Origin of the sequence: Halomonas campaniensis, from assembly GCF_014193375.1 — a bacterium.
Taxonomy (GTDB): Bacteria; Pseudomonadota; Gammaproteobacteria; order Pseudomonadales; family Halomonadaceae; genus Halomonas; species Halomonas campaniensis.
Genome location: NZ_JACHZF010000016.1, coordinates 52,558 through 72,883 on the forward strand (window position 1 = coordinate 52,558; position 20,326 = coordinate 72,883).

Genomic DNA, 20,326 nt, shown 5'->3' on the forward strand with positions numbered 1-20,326 from the left:
CCGCGACCCCCAGGCCACCGGAGGCGCCATGGACCACCTTCGCCGCTCCCTTCTCGGCCAGCTGGCCCGCCTCAGCGCGGGTGCCGCCCTGATTCCGCTCTCGAGCGTTGCCAGCGCCGGCATCAACAGCCAGCCGCCCCGCCGAGAGGGCGACCCCACCAAGCGCTACGGCATGCTCATCGACCTGCGCCAGTGCATCGGCTGCCAGGCCTGCACCGTGTCGTGCCATATCGAGAACGCCGCCCCGCTGGGCAAGTTCCGCACCACCGTCTCCCAGTACGAGGTGGAGCACCAGGAGACCGGCGAGCTGGCCACCTTCATGCTGCCGCGCCTCTGCAACCACTGCGAGAACCCGCCCTGCGTGCCGGTCTGCCCGGTGGAGGCGACCTTCCAGCGCCAGGACGGCATCGTGGTGGTGGACAGCGACCGCTGCGTGGGCTGCGCTTACTGCGTCAACGCCTGCCCCTATGACGCCCGCTTCATCAACGACCGGACCCAGACCGCGGACAAGTGCACCTTCTGCGCCCACCGCCTGGAAGCCGGCCTGCTGCCGGCCTGCGTGGAGAGCTGCGTGGGCGGCGCGCGGATCATCGGCGACATGCGCGACCCCGAGAGCCAGATCAGCCGCATGATCGCCGAGCACCGGGACGAGCTGATGGTGCTGCAGCCCGAAAAGAACACCCTGCCCCAGGTCTTCTACCTCGGCATGGACGAGCGCTTCATCACGCGCCCGCTCGCCGAGCCGGTGGCCCTGGAAGTCCTCGACCCCCACGGCAAGGAGATGGGTTATGAATTCCATGGCCATTGAGCTGCTCGCGCCCCGCTACGCCATCGCCTGGTACCCCTGGGCGGTGCAGTACTTCTTCCTGATCGCCCTCTCCTACGCCACCCTGTGGCTGGCGGCCCCGGCACTGGTGTTCGGCAAGCAGCGCTGGCTGCCCACCGCCCGCCTGGCCATGCTGGCCTGCCTGACCACCACCCTGGTGGCGCCGGTGGCGCTGCTGGCCGACCTGCACCAGCCGCTGCGCTTCTGGCACTTCTACGCCTACGCCACCTCGAGCTCCTGGATGTCCATCGGCAGCCTGCTGCTGCCGCTCTACGTGGTGGGCGTGCTGCTGCTCGCCTGGCTGGCCTGGCGCCCCGCGCTGCAGGCCAACCGCCAGGCCCCCGGCCTCGCGGGCCTGGTCGCCCGCCTGCTGTCGTTCGGTGACGCCCCCACCCCGCGCGCCCTGCTGGTGCTGGTGGGCCTGGGCACACTGGTCCTCTCCACCGGCATCATGCTCTACACCGGCGCCGAGCTGGCCATCGTCAAGGCGCGCCCGCTGTGGAACACCGTCTGGCTGCCGCCGATGCTGGTCGCCACCGGCTTCATCGCCGCGGCCGGCCTGATCCTGGTGCTCAACCGGGTGAGCGGCCTGCGCGCCCCGGCCAGCAACGGCCAGATGCTCAAGGTGCTGCTGGGCGCCTGCGTGGTGGCCGGCCTCGTCGCCGGCAGCTGGTTCCTGGATGGCATCAACGCCAACGTCGGCTCGGTGGCCGCGGCGCTCGATTCCGTGCGCGCGAGCCCCTCCTGGCGCAGCACCGCCCTCTGGGGCGGCCTGACCGGGGTAGCCCTGTTCGGCGCCGTGCTCTACCTGCTCACCCGCCCCGCCGCCCGCCGGCCGGCCCTCTTCGCCTGGGCCTGGGTGCTGGGCCTGGTGGCCATCCACATGGGCTGGATGTTCCGCTGGGTGGTGCTGATGGACGTGCAGCACGTGGCCCGCAACAGCGCCGGCTTCCACCACTACGGCATTCCCGCCGGCTCCTCCGGCCTCCTCGGCATCGTCGGCACCTTCGGGCTGTGGCTCGCCGCGGCCCTGGTGATCGACCTGCTGATCCCGTGGCGCCAGGCGCGCCAGGGCGGCAGCGCCGCCGACGTCTCCCCTTCCGAAAGCAACGCACAGTCCGACGCCAAGTCCGTCGAAGGAGCGCCCAGCCATGGCTAAGTCCCCCGTCGATACCTTACGCCGCCGCCTGCTCAAGGGCGCCGTCGCCGCCGGCGGTGCCGCCACCTTCGTCGCCGGCTACTCCGACCCCCTGGCCAAGATGGCCAAGGGCGTCACCGGCAGCGCCGGCGAGAAGCCGAAGGACCGCATCCACGGCAACTCCCTGGCCCCGGAGTACCGGGTCGACCTCGACACCGGCGAGCTGACCCTCAACCCGGACCAGCGCACCGCCTTCACCATCTGCTACGGCTGCACCACCCAGTGCGGCGTGCGGGTGCGCGTCGACAACGAGAGCGACCGGGTGCTGCGCGTCTCCGGCAACCCCTACCACCCGCTCTCCGCGGACGACCACCTGCCCATGCGCACCCCGGTGGCCGAGGCGCTGCGCCACGTCAGCGCCTTCGGCGGCCAGGGCCAGGTCAACCGCTCCACCGCCTGCGCCCGCGGCAACGCCATGATGAGCCAGCTGGAGAGCCCCTTCCGCATCGACCACTGCCTCAAGCGGGTGGGCGGGCGCGGCGAGCGCCAGTGGCAGAAGATCTCCTTCGAGCAGCTGATCGAGGAGATCTGCGAGGGCGGCGACCTGTTCGGCGAGGGCCACGTGGACGGCCTGCGCGCCATCCACGACCACGACACCCCGATCGACCCGGAGAACCCGGAGTACGGCCCCAGGGCCAACCAGCTGATGGTGATGGAGGCCACCGACTACGGCCGCTCCGACCTGCTCAAGCGCTTCACCCTCAATGCCTTCGCCACCCGCAATTACGGCCACCACGGCGCCTACTGCGGCCTGGCCTTCCGCATGGGCTCCGGGGCGGTGATGAATGACCTGGGCGCCAACGCCCACGTCAAGCCGGACATCCAGAACGCCCGCTTCATCATGTACATCGGCTGCGCGCCGAGCCAGGCCGGCAACCCCTTCAAGCGCCAGGGCCGACTGATCGCCCAGGCCCGAGCTGCCGGCACCCTGGAGTACGTGGTGGTGGACCCGGCACTGAACGCCTCCACCTCCCACGCCGCCGGGCACAACCGCTGGGTGCCCATCCGCCCCGGCACCGACAGCGCCTTCGCCATGGCCATCATCCGCTGGCTGCTCGACAACCAGGGCTACGCCAGGGAGTTCCTGGAGCTGCCGGGCAAGGCCGCCGCGGGCGCCGCCGGCGAGGCCACCCACTCCAACGCCACCCACCTGGTGATCGACACCGAGGACCACCCGCGCCGCGGCCACTTCCTGCGCGCCAGCGACCTGGGCCTGGCCGAGGCCGACAGCGACGACGACGCCCCCCTGGTGGTGGTCGACGGCGAGCTCGTCCACGGCGAGGAGGCGATGGCCGCCGAGCTCTTCGTCGACCGCGAGGTCGAACTCGCCGGTACGTCGGAAGGGCCTGGCGCCACCGTGCGGGTGAAGAGCAGCATGACCCTGCTGCGGGAGTCGGCCCACGAGTTTGATCTGGCCGAGTACGCGGAGCACTGCGGCATCCCCGAGGCCACCATCGTCGAGCTGGCCAGCCGCTACGCCAGCCATGGCCGCCGCGCCGTGGTCAACTGCCACGGCGGCATGATGTCCGGCAACGGCTTCTATTCCGCCTTCGCCGTGCAGATGCTCAACCTGCTGGCCGGCAACTACAACATGAAGGGCGGCAGCGCCGTGGGCGGTGGTACCTTCAGCGGTACCGGCGCCGGCCCGCGCTACGACCTGGCCAACTTCCCCGGCAAGCGCGGCCCCCAGGGGGTCTTCCTCTCCCGCTCGCGCTTCCCCTACGAGAAGTCCTCGGAGTACCGCCGCAAGGTGGAGGCCGGCGAGAACCCCTACCCGGCCCGGGCGCCGTGGCGCTCCTTCGCCCCGCCCACCCTCACCGAGCACCTGCCCTCGGCGCTGGACGGCTACCCCTACCCGATCAAGGCGGTGATCGGCTGCATGGCCAACCCCATCTACGGCCAGGCCGGGCTCGAGGCGATGATCGCCGACAAGCTCAAGGACCCGAAGCGCCTGGGGCTCTTCGTTGCCGTGGACGGCTTCATCAACGAGACCAACCGCTACGCCGACTACATTGTGCCCGACTCGGTGATGTACGAGGTGTGGGGCTTCACCGGCGCCTGGAAGGGCGCGCTGGGCAAGCTGACCACCGCCTGCTGGCCGGTGGTGGAGCCGCGCCAGCAGAAGACCGCCGAGGGCGAGCCGGTCTCCATGGACAGCTTCTTCATCGCCGTGGCCAGGCGCCTGGGCCTCGCCGGCTTCGGCGACGAGGCGATCCCCGACGCCGACGGCCACCTGCACCCGCTCAACCGCGCCGAGGACTACTACCTGCGCGCCGCGGCCAACATCGCCTTCCAGGACGAGCCGCTGCCGGAGGCCGACGAGAGCGACATCGCCCACGGCGGCATCGCCCCGCTGCTGCCGCGGCTCGAGCGCACCCTCAAGGCCGATGAGCGCGGCCGGGTGGCCTACCTCTACGCCCGCGGCGGGCGCTTCCAGGACGCCAGCGACCACTTCCGCGGCGAGCGGCTGACCAACGCCTGGCGGCGCACGCTGTGCGTCTACAACGAGGTGGTGGGCACCAGCATCGACACCATGACCGGCAAGCCCAACCGCGGCGTACCCGGCCACAGCCTGCCGCTGCTGGCCAACAAGCAGACCATGCGCGAGGTGTTCCCCGAGGAGGAGTGGCCGCTGCTGGCCTTCTCGTTCAAGTCCAACCTGATGAACTCCTACGCCATCGGCAACGAGCGGCTGCGCATGATCAAGCCCTACAACCCGGTGCAGATGCACCGCCAGGACTCCGAGCGCTACGGCATTGCCCATGGCGACACCATCCGCATCGAGAGCCCCGGCGGCAGCGTGGTGGGCCTGGCGCTGGTCAGCGAGAGCGTGATGCCCGGCTCGCTGGGCATCGAGCACGGCTACGGCCACCGGGACCTCGGCGCCACGCCCCATGTGATCGACGGGGAATCCCAGCCGGACATGCCCTGGCTGCGCGCCGGCATCAACATCAACGACCTGGGCTTCCGGGACCCGACCCGCAACGTGGACGGCACCTGGCTCGAGCCCATCAGCGGCGCCAGCGTGCGCCAGGGGCTTCCGGTGAGGGTCCGCAAGGCCTGAGCCAGCCGCGCCCGAGCCAACCACTGAAAGGCAGAGCACCCCCGCCGGGAAATCGGCGGGGGCGCTGTCGTTGGCGACCCTGTCAGCCTCGGGGAGCTCAGTCGAAGGCGTCGGTGACCGCACCCGTCGATGCGGAACTCACCGTCCTGGCGTACTTGGCCAGCACCCCGCGGGTGTAGCGCGGTGCCGGCTGCTGCCAGGCGGCGCGGCGGCGCATCAGCTCCTCGTCGGAGAGGTCGACATCGATGGTATCGGCCTCGGCGTCGATGGTGATCACATCGCCATCCTCCACCAGCGCCAGGGGGCCGCCGTCGAAGGCCTCCGGCGTCACGTGGCCCACCACGAAGCCGTGGCTGCCGCCGGAGAAGCGCCCGTCGGTTATCAGCGCCACCTCGCTGCCGAGCCCGCGGCCCATGATCGCCGAGGTGGGCGTGAGCATCTCGCGCATGCCGGGCCCGCCCCTTGGCCCCTCGTAGCGGATCACCACCACGTCGCCTGCCACCACGGTGCCGTCGTTGATGCGCGCCTGGGCCTCCTCCTCGGAGCCGAACACCCGGGCGGTGCCGGAGAAGCGCGTGCCCTCCTTGCCGGTGATCTTGGCCACCGCCCCCTCGGGGGCCAGGTTGCCGTGGAGGATGCGCAGGTGGCTCTCGGCCTTCACCGGGCGATCCAGCGCCGCGATGATCTGCTGGTCGTCGGGATAGGGGGCGACGCTCGCCAGGTTCTCGGCCAGGGTCTTCCCGGTCACCGTCAGGCAGTCGCCGTGCAGCAGGCCGGCGTCGAGCAGCGTCTTCATCAGCGGCTGGATGCCGCCGATGGCCACCAGCTCGCTCATCATGTAGTGGCCGCTGGGGCGCAGGTCGGCCACCACCGGCACGCTCCGGCCGATGCGGGTGAAGTCCTCGAGGGTCAGGTCCACGCCGATGGTGCGGGCCATGCCGATCAGGTGCAGCACCGCGTTGGTGGAGCCGCCCAGGGCGATCACCACGGTGATGGCGTTCTCGAAGGCCTCCCGGGTCATGATGTCGGAGGGCTTGAGGTCGCGTTCGAGCAGGTCGAGCACCGCCGCGCCCGCCGCCTCGCAGTCCTCGCGCTTGTCCCTGGAGACGGCGTTCTGCGCCGAGCTGCCCGGCAGGCTCATGCCCAGCGCCTCGATGGCCGAGGCCATGGTGTTGGCGGTGTACATGCCGCCGCAGGAGCCCGGCCCGGGGATCGCCGTCTCCTCGATCTGCTTGAGCTCGATCAGGTCGATGTCGCCGCGGCTGTGGGCGCCCATCGCCTCGAACACCGAGACGATGTCGGTGTGGCCCTTGCCGGGCAGGATGGTGCCGCCGTAGACGAAGACGCTGGGCCGGTCGAGCCGCGCCAGGCCCATCAGGCAGCCCGGCATGTTCTTGTCGCAGCCGCCGATGGCCACCAGGCCGTCGAAGCCCTCGCAGCCGGCCACCGTCTCGATGGAGTCGGCGATCACCTCCCGCGAGACCAGCGAGTACTTCATCCCCTCGGTGCCGTTGGCGATGCCGTCGGAGATGGTGATGGTGTTGAAGATCACCCCCTTGCCGCCGGCGGCGTCCGCACCGTCGCTGGCATGGCGCGCGAGCTCGTCGATATGGCTGTTGCAGGGGGTGAGGTTGCTCCAGGTGGAGGCAATGCCGACCTGGGGCTTCACGAAGTCCTCGTCGGTGAAGCCCACCGCGCGCAGCATGGCGCGGCTGGCCGCCTTGCCGGGGCCATCGACCACCGTGGCGGAGTGACGGCGGCGGGGATCCTTCGGGGTATCGCTCATGGCAGGGCTCCTGTGAAGATGGCGAGACCCTCAGAGGGTGGACCGCAACTCATGTGGCTGTCCATATCGCCAGCGAGCTCATTCATCGCTGCGCTAGACTGTATCGAGCACCGCAAGATGGGAAACATCATGTCACCTGCTCTTCGCCCACCAGAATCCGAACACGACTACGACGCCCTGGTCGCAGGGCTCGATGAGCTGCTGGAGCTGGTCGGAGACGACGAGGAGCACCCCCTGGCGAGCCTCGCCTCCCACATGGGTGACCTCATCGAGGAATATGACGATGCCCATCGCCCGATGCCTGAGGTGAGGGGGGCCGACATGCTCCGCCACCTGATGCAGTGGCACGGCCTCGACCAGTCGAGCCTGCCGGAAGTCGGCACCCAATCGGTGATCTCGGAGATCCTGAACGGCAAGCGACGCCTGAACGTTCGCCAGATCAAGGCCCTGACCCAGCGCTTCGGGCTACCCGCCGACCTCTTTCTCGACTGAGGGAGCCCCCCTCTTCCCCGAAAGCAAAGCCCACCGCAAGCAACGCGGGCATGGCGACTGCTTCGCTCAGCGCGGCACCACGGCGTCGTGGAAGGCGCGCTCCTTCACCACCGTCTCGCGGAAACACTCGGCCATGCGGGTGAAGGCGGCGTCATCGAGCGCCTCGGCCTCCTCGTCCAGGCGGCGGCGCAGCCAGGCCACGAAGTCCTGGAAGGCGGGGTTGTCGTGCAGGTCGATCCACTCCCCCACCAGCGGATGCAGCCCCTCGCCGCGAGTGATCCTCAGCGCCCACTCCAGGTAGATCCACTCGGTGACCACCAGCGCGGCGAGGATCTCGGCGTAGCCGCCGGCGCTTCCGGTTTCGCGCAGCAGCGCCTGGAAGGCCCGGGTCTCGGGCAGGTAGTCCGGCGCCTCGCGCTGGGCGGCGGGCACCGCGAAGGCCTCGAAGGTGCGCTGGAAGGTGCTGTTCTCGTCGCTGATCAGCATGCCCATGAACTGCCCCAGCACCACCCGGTCCGCCATGCCCGGCGCGCGGCCGATGGCGAAGCCGATCAGCGCGGTGAAGGGGTCCACGAAGCCATAGTCCTGCACCATGTAGACGGCGAAGTCGTCACCGGCGAGGCGCCCCTCGGCCATGGCGTCGAAGAGCGGATGGTTCACGGTGGCGGACCAGTCGGGCTCGCTGATCTCGCGCAGCCAGTCGGTGAGGCGCGGTGCGTCCTGCTGCGCGGCCCAGGCGTGCCAGTCGGCGCGGGTGGTCATCGGGCGTCTCCTTCGAATATCGGTTGGAACCTCGCCCCCGGACGCAGCCAGGCGACCAGCAGGCTGACAAGCGCGGAGGCAACCAGCGCCCCCAGGAAGGGCGGCAGCGTCGGGATGCTGTCCGGGAAGGTGGCGGCCAGCACCCCGGCGGGGAGGCTTCCCAGGGTGACCCAGCCCGGCAGCACCGCGCCAAGCAGCCCCGCCACGCCGCCGGCCACGGCGGCGAGCGGCGACATGCGCCGCCACAGGCCCAGCAGCACCGGCACCACGATGGCGGCACACAGCAGGTCGGCGATCAGGAACAGCCGCAGCACCGAGAAGCCCTGCAGGGCCACCCACACCACCGGCACCATCAGCGCCACCGTGACCAGGCGCGCCGCCCGCACCGAGAGGCCGCGTCGGCCGGAGCTCGCCACCGCCATGGAGGCGATGGCGTTCTGCAGGGTATCCACGCTGGAGGCCACCAGAGTGACCGCCAGCACCAGGGCCGGCAGGCCCAGCCAGGCCGGCGCGGCGGAGAGCAGCGCGAAGAAGGGAATCGGTGGCTCGCCCAGCGGCAGCGCCTGCATGGCCGCCAGCATGCCCAGCCCGCCGATGGCCATCACCACCAGCAGGCTGCTGGTGGCGCCCAGCAGCGCCCCGCGGCCCAGGGCGCGGTCGTCCTCGGCGGCCCAGATGCGCTGCCAGTAGCCCTGGTGGAAGAGGTTGGCCGCGGTGACGGCGATCACCAGGGTCAGCGCCACGGAGAGCGCGCTGCCGGCGGGGATCGAAGGCATCACCGCCCCGGCCGGCATGGGCGGCAGCCACCACCAGGCCACGCCGCCCACCAGCATCAGCAGGGCCAGCAGCAGCCAGGCCTGCCAGCGGTCGGTGGCGAGGCTCGCCCGCAGCCCGCCCAGGGTGGTGTAGACCAGGGTGACCACCGCCACGCCGAGGATCACCAGCGCCGGCGGCACGTCCGAGAGCAGCGCGGCGATGGCGCCGATGGCGGTGAGCTCGGCGGCCAGGAAGATCGCCATGTAGGCCACCGAGACGAAGGAGACCCAGCGCCGCACCCCGGCGCCGTAGCAGGCCTCGGCGAACTCGCCGATGCTGCGCCCCTCCGGCAGGTGGCGGCGGATCGCCGGGCCGTACAGCCCCAGCACGATGAAGGGCAGCGACGAGCCGATGGCGTAACCGGCCAGCGCCACCGGCCCCACGAAGGCGCCGATCTCCGGCGGCGCGAAGAGGATCCAGGCCCCCATGCTGGAGGCCAGGAACGACAGGCCGATGGCCTGGGCGCCCTGGGAGTTGCGGGCGGTCACGTAGTCATCGAGGGGGCCGTCGGCCCGGCGGGCCCGCAGGCCCAGGAAAGCAAAACACAGCAGCGCCGCGCCGAGCACGGCAGACGTCAGGTAGGGCATGTCGCACTTCCTCCGCCGGTGTGAACCGGATCAGGTTCCAGGGTCGGCGCGTGGCCCTCTCAGCCCCCGCGGATGCGGCGGGACTCCCCTGGCGACAAGTGGATGAATTGTGGGATCCCGGCTCAAGTCGCCGACTCGGCGGCCGATAATCCGAGGATCGAGGGGCATCATAGCGTCGCCCCGTCCCGTCGACCACCCCCGAGCCGGACACCAGCCCATGCCGTTCAACGAAGCCAAGGAACACGCCCCGGGTCGCCTGCACGCGATCTTCGCCGAGCCCTATACCGCCTTCGACAACCTGGTGACGGAGCGCCTGCTCCACCTGCGGGTGGCCGTCCAGGCCCTGATCGGCGCTCCCCTGGCAGAGGGCAGGCTGGTGCTGCGGGTGATTCACGGCTGGGAGAACGGCGGCTTCGAGCCCGTGGACCTCAAGCACAGCGACCATCGGCTGGGCTCGCTTTCGGACCTGCGGCGAGTCGCCGAGGCCTACCGCCACGCCTTCGAGCACCAGCAGCCCCTGCCCCGCGACGGCGCCTCGCTGCTCGCCGAACCGCTGGCCCGGGCCATCGCCGCCGCCGAGGCAGGAGGCCAGGCGCTGGACGACGAGACCCGCACCATCCCCGCCCGCTGGCCCGCCTTCACCCGGGGCCTGACCCTCTATACCTTCTTCAAGGTCTACCACCGCCTCACCTACGGCGAGGACGACCCCTACCGCGCCATCCACTGCCAGACGCCGGAAGGCGCCCGCGAGATCCACGAGTTCCACCTGGAGGAAGGCGAGTTCGCCGTCGCCTCACCCGCCGAGGGCGAGAGCGGCGACAGCGTGCTGCTGCTGCACGAGAGCCAGCTGATGCCGGTGCTTAAGTTGCTGGAAGATAGCGGCGACGGTTAACGCCGGAAACATTCGCGGTAGTGCCAGGCAAGGTACTCGCGATTCGGAAAATTCAGTTCGCTTAGGCTTAGGCGCTGGCCGTCGAGATCATGAAGCTGCGACTTTAGCTGGCCATTGGGTGCCACATCGGCCAACTCATGCGAGATGCGAATCCGATCCCGGTCATCGATCGCCAACAGCCCTTTATCGAAGGCACGATCATGCAGCGCATTGAGGCAGAGACCGTTGGCAGGGTCGAGCCGGGCCTCTGGGCGTGCTTGCCAGGGCACGATGTGGCTGGCGATCAGCAAGTCTTCATGACGAAGCCCTGTGATGACGCAGCGTGTGTCGTAGCGAACCATCACCGCCTTGCGGAATAATGACTGCCCGACTCGCCGCTTCTGCCAGACCACTGCATCATGACCGGTGAAGTCGGTGGCTTCTTCGTCTTGCTCACCCCTTTCATCCAGCATCGACCATGCCGACTCACACTCTTGCGCCACAACTTCTGGCTCATCGATGAAGCGCTGCCAAAGCAACCGATCTCGACGGGACGCTCCATACAGCCCCTTTTTGCCCAGCGCCAACACTTCCGGGTCGAGGCTTGCATAGTTGGAAAGCTTCATGGCCACCGAATTGGCAGACCGCCCCATATGCTTGGCAAGACGGATGACTTCCGGCCGATGCCTGTGCAGTTGGCCGAATGTCAGGCGGCAATAGAGAGCAAGCGCCTGCAAGCGATCCTGATCGGTCCACACCTTTCTTTCGGCTGCCATATCGCCTCCTGCTTGCGCCTAACCCGAGCCTACGCTCGAGCGGTCACAGAGACCAACACGCCTCACTTATCTCGCGGCACCCTCCCCATCAGATAAAACTCCTCGTTGGGCGGGGTGCCTGCGAGGGTGACCAGGCGGTTGGACATGCCGAAGAAGGCGGCGATGGAACCAATGTCCCAGATATCGTCCTGGGTGAAGCCGACCTCCAGCAGGCGGGTCTGCCACTCATCGGTGAGCTCGCCCACCTCCAGGCCACAGTGCATGGCGAAATCGAGCATCACGGTGTGGCGCTCGCTCAGGCCGGCGACGCGGTGGTTGACGGCCACCTGGTCGGCCAGCAGCGGGTCCTTGCTGTAGATGCGCACCAGGGCGCCGTGGGCCACCACGCAGTAGAGGCAGCGGTTGCGGGCGCTGGTGGCCACCACGATCATCTCCTTCTCCGCCTTGGTCAGGGTGTCGGACTCCCGCTCCATCAGGGCGTCGTGGTAGGCGAAGAAGGCGCGGAACTCGGCCGGGCGGTGGGCCAGCATCAGGAAGACGTTAGGGATGAAGCCGGCCTTCTCCTGCACCGTCAGCATGGCGTCGCGGACGTCCTCGGGCAGGTCCTGGATCGACTCGGGAATGGGAAAGCGGCTGATCGGGGTGGTCATGGTGGCTCCTGGCGTTGTGGTTGTTGGCGCCGAACCAAAATAGCAGCTTACGTCAACGTCAACATGCCTGCCAAAGTCGTATCCCCCGGAGACAGAGCCACTACGCCGGCCGCGCCTCCTCGAAGAGTTCGGCGGGCATGGGATGGACCAGCTCCCAGGTCATGGCGATAGGCCGATCCCCCTGGCAGCTCTTGAGGGCCTTGGCCTGTCCCAGGAAGATAAACGGCGCTGTTTCCCCTTCGATCCGCTTCGTCAGGCGGGCGAAGAAAAGGATGGTGTAGCCGCGCTCCTCGAAATGCAGATAGTTCTGTCCCGTTGCGCTGGCCTGACTGGTGTTTGACTGACTTTCCCAGTGCAGCAGCGTGCGACTGATGGGGTAGTCGCGATAGCGCGTGGTGGGCGAGAAGTCACTTTCATCCTTCTGGAAGGTCACCAGGTGGATATAGGCGCGAATCTCCTTAGCATGGATCACCCCCACGCCGGTGGCGCCCGGCTTCGCCAGATTGGCCAAGCCTAAGGCCGCCTTAATCTCGGCGTTCCCATAGGCGCCGTGCAGCAGCAGGTCGCTTTCGAACGGTAGATCACTGAGAGGATGTAGCGGCACCTGCTGGTGAGCCCTCCGCCAGGCGGCAATCTCGGCGGCATCGGCCGCGATACTTGAATTGGCGCGCCACTTCCGCAGCGACTGCTCGAGACTATCGACGCCAACCAGACCACCCTTTTGGCCCCACAGCAGATAGTGCAGCGCCGTTTGTCGCGAGGTGTCATAGCGCCCCAGGGTCTCTTCGACGCCTTCCGATTGGCCCAGGGTCTCGATGGCGGAGAGCAGTTCGGGATCGCTGCGCAGCGCGATACGCGGTAGGGCCTTGCGCGCCTGGTCGATATCGGGATCAACGGGCAACGCTTGGCGGTCAGCCAAGGCTTTCCACTCGGACCAGCTGCGGCGCGAGAGCACCTGCACCGGCGTCAGCCCAGTCACCTCCAGGAAACGGCCAAAGGTGAGCGGTTTCCCGACCTCTTCCGACCAGGTGCGCAGTGTCTCGGGGATAAACTGATTCAGCTCGGCCAGCACCGAACGGATCTTGCCGAGCACTCGCTCTCGTGCGACCCGCTCAAGTTGAATGCTGCAACCGGGGGGAAGGCTGGGGAAGTCGGCCTCAACCTCGCGATCCAGCCGCTGGCGCCGTCCAGACAGCAGCGCCGTAAACTTGGTGTCCAGCCGATAGCGACGGTGGGTTTGTCCCACGAAGTCCAGCACGGTGAGACACTCCTTCCCCGGCGCGTGGCGCAATCCACGCCCTAACTGCAGGAGGAATACCGTCAGGCTCTCGGTAGGTCTCAGGAACATCACCAGATTGATATCGGGAACATCGACACCTTCGCTGAGCACGTCCACGGTGAACAGAAAGGGCAGCGCCCCCTCGCGGAACTCACGCAGCCGCTCTGCGCGTATCTCAGTCGGCGTGTCACCAACAATTACAGCGGCCCGGTACGCTTCGCCCAGCCGGTTGAAACACTCGGCCATATACTCGGCATGGCGCACCCCGGCGCAGAACCCCACCGCGCGCACGCCATGCAGATCGGGCTGATAGCGCTCCAATGCCTGCAGGATGGTGTCTACCCGCTGCTTGGCACGCATGTCATCGCCGGTTAGCAGATTCTCCAGCTGCCGGGCGTCATAGCGGCCATTGCGCCAAAGCGCATCGTCACTGAGATCGACGCTGTCGCTGACGCCGAAATAGTGGAAGGGACACAGCAGCTTCTCTTCCAGCGCCTCGGGAAGGCGAATCTCAGCGGCGAAATCACCATCGAAGTCCGGCAGGATACTGCTGCCGTCCATTCGCTCGGGCGTGGCCGTCAGCCCCAGCAACACGGCAGGCTTAAGCTTCTCGAGCAGAGCCCGATAGCTGCTGGCGGTCTCATGATGGGCCTCATCGATCACCACATAGTGGAAATGCTCGCTCCCTGACGTTTCCCAAGGCCGGTAACGGTTCAGCGTTTGCACCGAGGCAAATAGGTGGCGGTGTTCTGTCGGCACATGCCCGCCCACCCAGAGCTCGCCGAAGTTCTGATCACGCAGCACGGTGCGGTAGCAGGCCTGAGCCTGTTCCAGAATTTCCTTACGATGCGCGACGAACAGTAGCGGCACCTGCCGCCCTTCACCTTCGCATACCCGTCGATAATCCAGCGCCGAGATCACGGTCTTGCCGGTACCGGTGGCCGCCACCACCAGATTACGACACGAGCCGCGCTGGCGTGCGGCGGCCAGGGCTTCCAGAATTCGAAGCTGGAAAGGCCGAGGCGTGATCTCGGCGAAGAAGGTCGCCCCACCTTGAGCGCGATCCTTATGCGCGGCGATGGCCCGACGAAAGCGCGGGAAATCTTCTGGGGTATAGGGCTCGAACTCATCGCTTTCCCAGTAGGCCGCAAACTCCGCCTCGAAACGTTCGAGGATATGCCCCATATCCTGAGCGGTGACCTTGACGGTCCACTCCAGTCCCTGGGTCATCGCCGAGTGGGACATATTCGCCGAGCCGATATAGGCCGTGGAGTACCCGCTCTCTCGGCGAAAGTGGTAGGCCTTGGCATGCAAGCGCGTGCCGCCGGTGTCGTAGGAGACGCGCACGGTGACATTGGGCTGCTGGGTCAGCCACTCCAATGCGGTAGGGTCGCTGGCCCCCATATAGCTGGTGGAGATCAGGCGTACCGGAATATTTCGGTCGGCCAGGCGTTCGAAGGCGGGCATCAGCAGCCTAAGCCCTGACCATTTGATGAAAGAGACCAAAATATCGACACCGTCGGCCGTGGCCATCTCGGCCCGCAGCTCATGCTCGAGGGGCGGATCATGCCCCAACCCCGTCAGCAGGGCGCTGGTCGCCAAAGGCGTCGCCGGTCGAGGTAACCGATGGCTACCCTTTCCCAATTCGCTGAGTATCGGCTTATCGGCATCCAGCAGTTTCTTACGAGCCAGGTAGTCGAGACCATCGGTTGCCGAAATCAGCTCGATGAGTCGGTTAAGAAGCGGCAGCCGGCTCTTCTCATCGACAATCCGCAAGGCCTGATGTAGCAGCTGACCGAGAAACTGGGCGTAGGTGTGGGGCGCCGTCTCATCGTCGAGCTTACGCATCACTGGCTTGAGTTCAGGGTGGGCATCCAGTTGCGCGCTGAGCTCGTCATCGAGCAGTCGTTCGTAGAGCCCTTCCGGTAACCGTTCCATGGTGTCTCTTCCCTGCCCTGTCAATGCCCTCCAGGGTAACAGCAACGGACAGCCACGGGAGGCCTGTGGCCTCCATTCGCGCAGCAAAGCTGTGCTCCTACAGGGGCGTACAAAAGCACGGCCCCGCCTCTCTCGAGGCGGGGCCGTGTTGTCACCGAGCGGGTGTGATCAGCTCAGCGAGATGGTGCTGTTGATGCCGCTGGAGACGTTCTCCGGCTCGAACCAGCGGGCGGTGACGGTCTTGGTCTGGGTCCAGAAGGCGATGGCCTGCTTGCCGTTGGGGCCCAGGTCACCCAGCTTGGAGCCGCGCGAGCCGGTGAAGCTGAAGTAGGCGACCGGCACCGGGATCGGCACGTTGATGCCCACCTGGCCGACGTCGATGTCGCTCTCGAAGCGGCGCGCCACCCAGCCGGAGTTGGTGAAGATGGAGGTGCCGTTGCCGTTGGGGTTGGCGTTGATGAACTCGATCGCCTCGTCCAGGGTGTCGACGGTCACCACGCAGAGCACCGGGCCAAAGATCTCCTCGCGGTAGATGGTCATCTCGGCGGTGACGTCGGCGAACAGGGTGGGGCCGACGAAGTTGCCGTCCGGGTAGCCTTCCACCTGGTAGCCGCGGCCGTCCACCAGCAGCTTGGCGCCCTCCTTCTCGCCGGCGGTGATCAGCCGCTCGACGCGCTCCTTGGCCTGGGGGGAGACCAGCGGGCCGAGGTCGGCATCACGCTGGGTGCCGGGGCCCACCTTCATGGTGCGGGTGCCCTCGACGATGTCGTCCAGCCACTCGCGGGCCTCGCCCACCAGCACCACCACGGAGTTGGCCATGCAGCGCTGGCCGGCGGCCCCGTAGGCGGAACCGAGCAGGTTGTTGATGGCCTGGCTACGGTTGGCGTCGGGCATGATCACGCAGTGGTTCTTGGCGCCCATCATCGACTGCATGCGCTTGCCGGCGGCGGCGGCGCGGTTGTAGAGCAGTGAGCCCACGTGGGTGGAGCCGATGAAGGAGAGCGCCTTGATGTCGGTGTGGTCGGCGATCTGGTTGGCCACGTCCGGGCCGCCGTGGACCACGTTGAGCACCCCGGCCGGGATGCCCGCCTCGTGGGCCAGCTCGACCAGGCGCATGGTGGAGCTCGGGTCCTGCTCGGAGGGCTTGAGCACGAAGGTGTTGCCGGTGGCGATGGCCAGCGGGAACATGAAGCAGGGCAGCATGATCGGGAAGTTGAAGGCGGTGATGCCGGCGCCCACGCCCAGCGGCTGGTTCAGGGTGTAGACGTCCACCTCGCTGGCGGCGTTCTCGGCCAGCTCGCCCAGCTGCAGGGAGGTGATCGAGCAGGCGTGCTCCACCACCTCCAGGCCGCGGCCCACCTCGCCGGCGGCATCGGGCAGGGTCTTGCCGTGCTCCTCGGTGATCAGCGCGGCCAGCTCGTCGGTGTTGTCGCGGATCAGCGCCTGCAGCTTGAGCATGATGCGCATGCGCTTGGCCAGCGGCACCTTGCGCCAGGTCTTGAAGGCCTCCTTGGCGCTGGCCACGGCGCGCTCGACCTCCTCGGCGGAGCAGAACGGCACCCGCGCGACCACCTCCTGGGTGGCCGGGTTGACCACGTCGCGCCACTCCTGGCTCTGGGACTGGACGGGCTGGCCGTCGATGTACATGGGGATTTCGCGGACTGACATGGGCGTGCTCCTCTCTGTGCGGTCGCTGCCCGGGGGATCGGCTTGTTGTTGACGTTGCCGTGGATCGCCCTGGCATTAGACTTTGTGTGTATAAAAACACGGAAGGTGATGACGTCGAGTCTATCCAGACGTCGGATGGCGTGACAACGGGCAGTCGGGCACATTGTTTGTGCATCCATGCACAACAAGCGGCCTGAACAGGCAACGGCGGGAGGGCCCCATGCTCGACTGGCAGGATATCCAGATCTTTCTCGAGGTGGCGCGCAGCCAGCGGCTCACCGATGCCGCCCGCCGGCTGGGGCTGGACCACTCCACCCTCTCCCGGCGCACGCGGCGTTTCGAGCAGAAGCTCAACACCCAGCTCTTCGAGCGCAGCACCCACGGCTACCACCTCACCGAGGCGGGCCAGCAGCTGCTCGCCCACGCCGAGGAGATGGCCCGCCACGCCTTCGAGGCCGGCGAGAGCCTCACCGACAAGAACCACCAGATCAGCGGCCAGATCCGTCTGGGGGTGACCGAGGGCTTCGGCACCTGGGTGATCGCCCCGCTGCTCTCGGCCTTCTGCGAGCGCCACCCGGGGGTCACCCTGGACCTGCTCGCCCTGCCCCGGGTGGTCAACCTGAGCCGCCACGAGGCGGACCTGGCCATCACCGTGGAGCGCCCGGTGAGCCCGGGCCTGGTGATCTCGCGGCTGTGCGACTACCGGCTGCGGCTCTACGGCAGCGAGGGCTACCTCGCCCGCCACGGCCGGCCCGGGCGGCTCGCCGAGCTGGGGGAGCACCGTCTGGTGGGCTACGTGGACGACCTGATCTTCAGCGAGCAGCTCAGCTACCTGGAGCCGCTGCTCGACCCCGCGGTGGTCGGCCACCCCGGGCCGCACTTCGCCATGCGCAGCACCAGCGTGACCACCCAGCACGCCGCCTGCCTGCACGGGGCGGGGCTCGCCGTGCTGCCCTGCTTCATGGCGGAAAGCAGCGGGCCACTGGTCCGGGTGCTGGCAGACGAGGTAGCGATCGACCGCCAGTTCTGGATCACCGCCCGCCAGGAGCAGCGCCGGCTGGCCCGGGTACGCCTGCTGTGGGACTTCCTGCGCGAGGCGCTGGAGGCCAACCGCGCCTTCCTGATGGGCGAGGCCCGCGAGCTGCAACTTCCCGAGGCCTGACGAGACGCCTCAGACGTAGCAGCTCCGCCACCGCCTGCCGATTGAGATTGGCTATCGCAGCGGTCGACATTGCCGCATTGTGCTAATGGATCTCGGAGGAGTAGGTTAGGGGTGATGCGGACAGGGAGCCGCGGCCGTCGCGCCCGCAAGGTTGGCGATGGTTGATATGTCTCATTGTCCCCCCGGGAAGCCATCGTCTATACAAGGATGGCTATTCCCGAAACACAGCCAAGCTCAAAGCAGCCAAGATGGAGTGCGACATGGGTGATCAGCAGAACACAGGCAAGTGCCCGGTGATGCACGGGTCCAACACGCAGGAGAAGGCGGATGTTGTCGCCTGGTGGCCGGAATCCCTGAACCTCGACATCCTCCACCAGCATGATCGCAAGACCAACCCGATGGGCGAGGACTTCGACTATCGCGAGGAGGTCAAGAAGCTCGACTTCGAGGCGCTGAAGCAGGACATGCACGCCCTGATGACCGACAGCCAGGAATGGTGGCCGGCCGACTGGGGCCACTATGGCGGCCTGATGATCCGCATGGCCTGGCACGCGGCGGGCACCTACCGCCTCGCCGACGGCCGCGGCGGCGGCGGCACCGGCAACCAGCGTTTCGCGCCGCTGAACTCCTGGCCCGACAACGGCAACCTGGACAAGGCGCGCCGCCTGCTGTGGCCGATCAAGAAGAAGTACGGCAACAAGGTCAGCTGGGCCGACCTCTTCATCCTGGCCGGCAACGTCGCCTATGAATCCATGGGCTTCAAGACCTTCGGCTTCTCCTATGGCCGCGAGGACATCTGGCACCCGGAGAAGGACATCTACTGGGGCGCCGAGAAGGAGTGGCTGGCCCCGTCCGACAGCCGCTACGAGGACGTCGACAAGCCCGACACCATGGAGAACCCGCTGGCCGCCGTCCAGATGGGCCTGATCTACGTGAACCCGGAGGGCGTCAACGGCCAGCCCGACCCGCTCAAGACCGGCGAGCAGGTCCGCGAGACCTTCGCGCGCATGGCGATGAACGACGAGGAGACCGCGGCGCTGACCGCCGGCGGCCACACCGTCGGCAAGGCTCACGGCAACGGCGATGCCGATGCCCTCGGGCCGGAACCGGAAGGCGCCGACGTGGAAACCCAGGGCTTCGGCTGGATGAACCCGCACCAGGGCGGCAAGGCGACCAATGCCGTGACCTCCGGCATCGAGGGCGCCTGGACCACCAACCCGACCCAGTTCGACATGGGCTACTTCGACCTGCTGTTCGGCTACGAGTGGCAGCTGACGAAGAGCCCGGCGGGGGCGAACCAGTGGGAGCCGGTGGACATCAAGGAAGAGCACATGCCGGTGGATCCCACCGATCCCTCGGTCCGTCGCAAGCCGATGATGACCGATGCCGACATGGCGATGAAGATGGACCCCAAGTATAGGGCGATCTGCGAGAAGTTCATGGCGGACCCGGAGTACTTCAAGGATTGCTTCGCCCGCGCCTGGTTCAAGCTGACCCACCGCGACATGGGGCCGAAGAGCCGCTACATCGGCCCGGACGTGCCGGCCGAGGACCTGATCTGGCAGGATCCGGTGCCCCAGGGCGAGACCAACTACGTCGAGGAGGTGGTCAAGGAGAAGATCGCAGAGGCCGGCCTCTCCCTCAACGAGCTGGTCTGCACCGCCTGGGACAGCGCCCGCACCTACCGTGGCTCCGACATGCGCGGCGGCGCCAACGGTGCCCGCATCCGCCTGGCCCCGCAGAAGGACTGGGCAGGCAATGAGCCGGATCGCCTGGCCAGGGTGCTGAAGGTCTACGAGCAAATCTCCGCCGAGACCGGTGCCAGCGTCGCCGACGTGATCGTGCTCGGCGGCAACCTGGGCATCGAGCAAGCCGCCAGGGCCGCGGGCCATGACATCCACGTGCCCTTCCTCAAGGGCCGCGGCGACGCCACCGACGAGATGACCGACGCCGAGTCCTTCGAGCCGCTGGAGCCGCTGGCCGATGGCTTCCGCAACTGGCAGAAGAAGGACTACGTGGTCAAGCCGGAGGAGATGCTGCTCGACCGCGCCCAGCTGATGGGCCTGACCGCGCCCGAGATGGCCGTGCTGCTGGGCGGCATGCGGGTGCTGGGCACCAACCATGGCGGCACGCAGCACGGCGTGTTCACCGACCGCGTGGGTCAGCTGACCAACGACTTCTTCGTCAACCTGACCGACATGGGCAACCGCTGGGAGCCTACCGGCAAGAACGCCTACAACATCGTCGATCGCAAGAGCGGCAGCACGAAGTTCACCGCGACCCGCGTCGACCTGGTATTCGGCTCCAACTCCATCCTGCGCGCCTACGCCGAGCTCTACGCCCAGGATGACAACCAGGAGAAGTTCGTGAAGGACTTCGTCGCCGCCTGGACCAAGGTGATGAACGCCGACCGCTTCGACGTCGCGTAACGCCGATGGGATGGCCGGGGAG

14 protein-coding genes and 1 riboswitch are annotated in these 20,326 nt (G+C 67.7%); of the genes, 7 read left to right on the top strand and 7 right to left on the bottom strand.

Annotation, left to right across the window (positions count from 1 at the left end; all coding sequences use genetic code 11):
* The first annotated feature begins 28 nt into the window (after window positions 1-28).
* From dsrO to BDK63_RS11965, 3 genes are read left to right on the top strand one after another with little or no spacing between them, the layout of a single operon-like run.
* Window positions 29-808: a sulfate reduction electron transfer complex DsrMKJOP subunit DsrO gene (gene dsrO, locus BDK63_RS11955; RefSeq protein WP_183332240.1), complete on the top strand. Its 780-nt coding sequence runs from the start codon at window positions 29-31 to the stop codon at window positions 806-808.
* Entirely contained in the window at window positions 789-1,985 is a 1,197-nt protein-coding gene (gene nrfD / locus BDK63_RS11960; RefSeq protein ID WP_183332242.1) for an NrfD/PsrC family molybdoenzyme membrane anchor subunit, read from the top strand. The genes dsrO and nrfD overlap by 20 nt, the downstream gene beginning before the upstream one ends.
* Window positions 1,978-5,088, top strand: a complete 3,111-nt coding sequence (locus BDK63_RS11965; protein ID WP_183332244.1) for a molybdopterin dinucleotide binding domain-containing protein — start codon at window positions 1,978-1,980, stop codon at window positions 5,086-5,088. Before nrfD ends, BDK63_RS11965 begins: the two co-directional genes overlap by 8 nt.
* 97 nt (window positions 5,089-5,185) lie before the next feature.
* Here BDK63_RS11965 and ilvD read toward each other — a convergent pair whose 3' ends face one another.
* Complete coding sequence (gene ilvD / locus BDK63_RS11970; RefSeq protein WP_183332246.1) at window positions 5,186-6,874, bottom strand: dihydroxy-acid dehydratase; 1,689 nt, start codon at window positions 6,872-6,874, stop codon at window positions 5,186-5,188.
* Between the two features lie 129 nt (window positions 6,875-7,003).
* Here ilvD and BDK63_RS11975 point away from each other — a divergent pair, with 129 nt between their 5' ends.
* Window positions 7,004-7,366 carry a helix-turn-helix domain-containing protein gene (locus BDK63_RS11975; RefSeq protein ID WP_246386066.1) on the top strand — a complete coding sequence of 121 codons (363 nt, stop codon included), beginning with the start codon at window positions 7,004-7,006 and terminating at the stop codon, window positions 7,364-7,366.
* Between the two features lie 66 nt (window positions 7,367-7,432).
* On the opposite strand, the gene BDK63_RS11980 is transcribed toward BDK63_RS11975, so the two are convergent.
* Window positions 7,433-8,128: a TenA family protein gene (locus BDK63_RS11980; RefSeq protein WP_183332250.1), complete on the bottom strand. Its 696-nt coding sequence runs from the start codon at window positions 8,126-8,128 to the stop codon at window positions 7,433-7,435.
* Complete coding sequence (locus BDK63_RS11985) at window positions 8,125-9,531, bottom strand: sodium:solute symporter family transporter (protein WP_183332252.1); 1,407 nt, start codon at window positions 9,529-9,531, stop codon at window positions 8,125-8,127. Before BDK63_RS11985 ends, BDK63_RS11980 begins: the two co-directional genes overlap by 4 nt.
* Window positions 9,521-9,631: riboswitch (TPP riboswitch) on the bottom strand. Its footprint overlaps the gene before it by 11 nt.
* Window positions 9,632-9,748: 117 nt before the next feature.
* Between BDK63_RS11985 and BDK63_RS11990 the strand changes: the two genes are divergently transcribed.
* Window positions 9,749-10,423: a hypothetical protein gene (locus BDK63_RS11990; protein WP_183332254.1), complete on the top strand. Its 675-nt coding sequence runs from the start codon at window positions 9,749-9,751 to the stop codon at window positions 10,421-10,423.
* Here the strand turns inward: BDK63_RS11990 and BDK63_RS11995 are convergent.
* The 4 genes from BDK63_RS11995 to BDK63_RS12010 all read right to left on the bottom strand — a co-directional run bounded on the left by BDK63_RS11995 (window position 10,420) and on the right by BDK63_RS12010 (window position 16,713).
* Window positions 10,420-11,178, bottom strand: coding sequence for an HNH endonuclease (locus BDK63_RS11995; protein ID WP_183332256.1), 759 nt, complete (start codon window positions 11,176-11,178; stop codon window positions 10,420-10,422). The genes BDK63_RS11990 and BDK63_RS11995 overlap by 4 nt on opposite strands.
* Before the next feature lie 62 nt (window positions 11,179-11,240).
* Complete coding sequence (locus BDK63_RS12000) at window positions 11,241-11,828, bottom strand: peroxidase-related enzyme (protein WP_183332258.1); 588 nt, start codon at window positions 11,826-11,828, stop codon at window positions 11,241-11,243.
* Window positions 11,829-11,928: 100 nt separating this feature from the next.
* A complete protein-coding gene (locus tag BDK63_RS12005) occupies window positions 11,929-15,045 on the bottom strand; it encodes a DEAD/DEAH box helicase (RefSeq protein ID WP_183332260.1) in 3,117 nt (1,038 codons plus the stop codon).
* Window positions 15,046-15,213: 168 nt separating this feature from the next.
* A complete protein-coding gene (locus BDK63_RS12010; RefSeq protein WP_183332262.1) occupies window positions 15,214-16,713 on the bottom strand; it encodes a CoA-acylating methylmalonate-semialdehyde dehydrogenase in 1,500 nt (499 codons plus the stop codon).
* A 220-nt stretch (window positions 16,714-16,933) separates the two neighbouring features.
* On the opposite strand from BDK63_RS12010, the gene BDK63_RS12015 reads away from it, so the two are divergent.
* Window positions 16,934-17,875, top strand: a complete 942-nt coding sequence (locus BDK63_RS12015; protein ID WP_183332264.1) for a LysR family transcriptional regulator — start codon at window positions 16,934-16,936, stop codon at window positions 17,873-17,875.
* A gap of 260 nt (window positions 17,876-18,135) precedes the next feature.
* Entirely contained in the window at window positions 18,136-20,304 is a 2,169-nt protein-coding gene (gene katG / locus BDK63_RS12020; protein WP_221202600.1) for a catalase/peroxidase HPI, read from the top strand.
* Window positions 20,305-20,326: the final 22 nt, after the last annotated feature.

Coding starts and splice junctions, on each gene's coding strand:
- dsrO (WP_183332240.1), top strand. CDS start 29: ATGGACCACCTTCGCCGCTCCCTTCTCGGCCAGCTGGCCCGCCTCAGC.
- nrfD (WP_183332242.1), top strand. CDS start 789: ATGAATTCCATGGCCATTGAGCTGCTCGCGCCCCGCTACGCCATCGCC.
- BDK63_RS11965 (WP_183332244.1), top strand. CDS start 1,978: ATGGCTAAGTCCCCCGTCGATACCTTACGCCGCCGCCTGCTCAAGGGC.
- ilvD (WP_183332246.1), bottom strand. CDS start 6,874: ATGAGCGATACCCCGAAGGATCCCCGCCGCCGTCACTCCGCCACGGTG.
- BDK63_RS11975 (WP_246386066.1), top strand. CDS start 7,004: ATGTCACCTGCTCTTCGCCCACCAGAATCCGAACACGACTACGACGCC.
- BDK63_RS11980 (WP_183332250.1), bottom strand. CDS start 8,128: ATGACCACCCGCGCCGACTGGCACGCCTGGGCCGCGCAGCAGGACGCA.
- BDK63_RS11985 (WP_183332252.1), bottom strand. CDS start 9,531: ATGCCCTACCTGACGTCTGCCGTGCTCGGCGCGGCGCTGCTGTGTTTT.
- BDK63_RS11990 (WP_183332254.1), top strand. CDS start 9,749: ATGCCGTTCAACGAAGCCAAGGAACACGCCCCGGGTCGCCTGCACGCG.
- BDK63_RS11995 (WP_183332256.1), bottom strand. CDS start 11,178: ATGGCAGCCGAAAGAAAGGTGTGGACCGATCAGGATCGCTTGCAGGCG.
- BDK63_RS12000 (WP_183332258.1), bottom strand. CDS start 11,828: ATGACCACCCCGATCAGCCGCTTTCCCATTCCCGAGTCGATCCAGGAC.
- BDK63_RS12005 (WP_183332260.1), bottom strand. CDS start 15,045: ATGGAACGGTTACCGGAAGGGCTCTACGAACGACTGCTCGATGACGAG.
- BDK63_RS12010 (WP_183332262.1), bottom strand. CDS start 16,713: ATGTCAGTCCGCGAAATCCCCATGTACATCGACGGCCAGCCCGTCCAG.
- BDK63_RS12015 (WP_183332264.1), top strand. CDS start 16,934: ATGCTCGACTGGCAGGATATCCAGATCTTTCTCGAGGTGGCGCGCAGC.
- katG (WP_221202600.1), top strand. CDS start 18,136: ATGGGTGATCAGCAGAACACAGGCAAGTGCCCGGTGATGCACGGGTCC.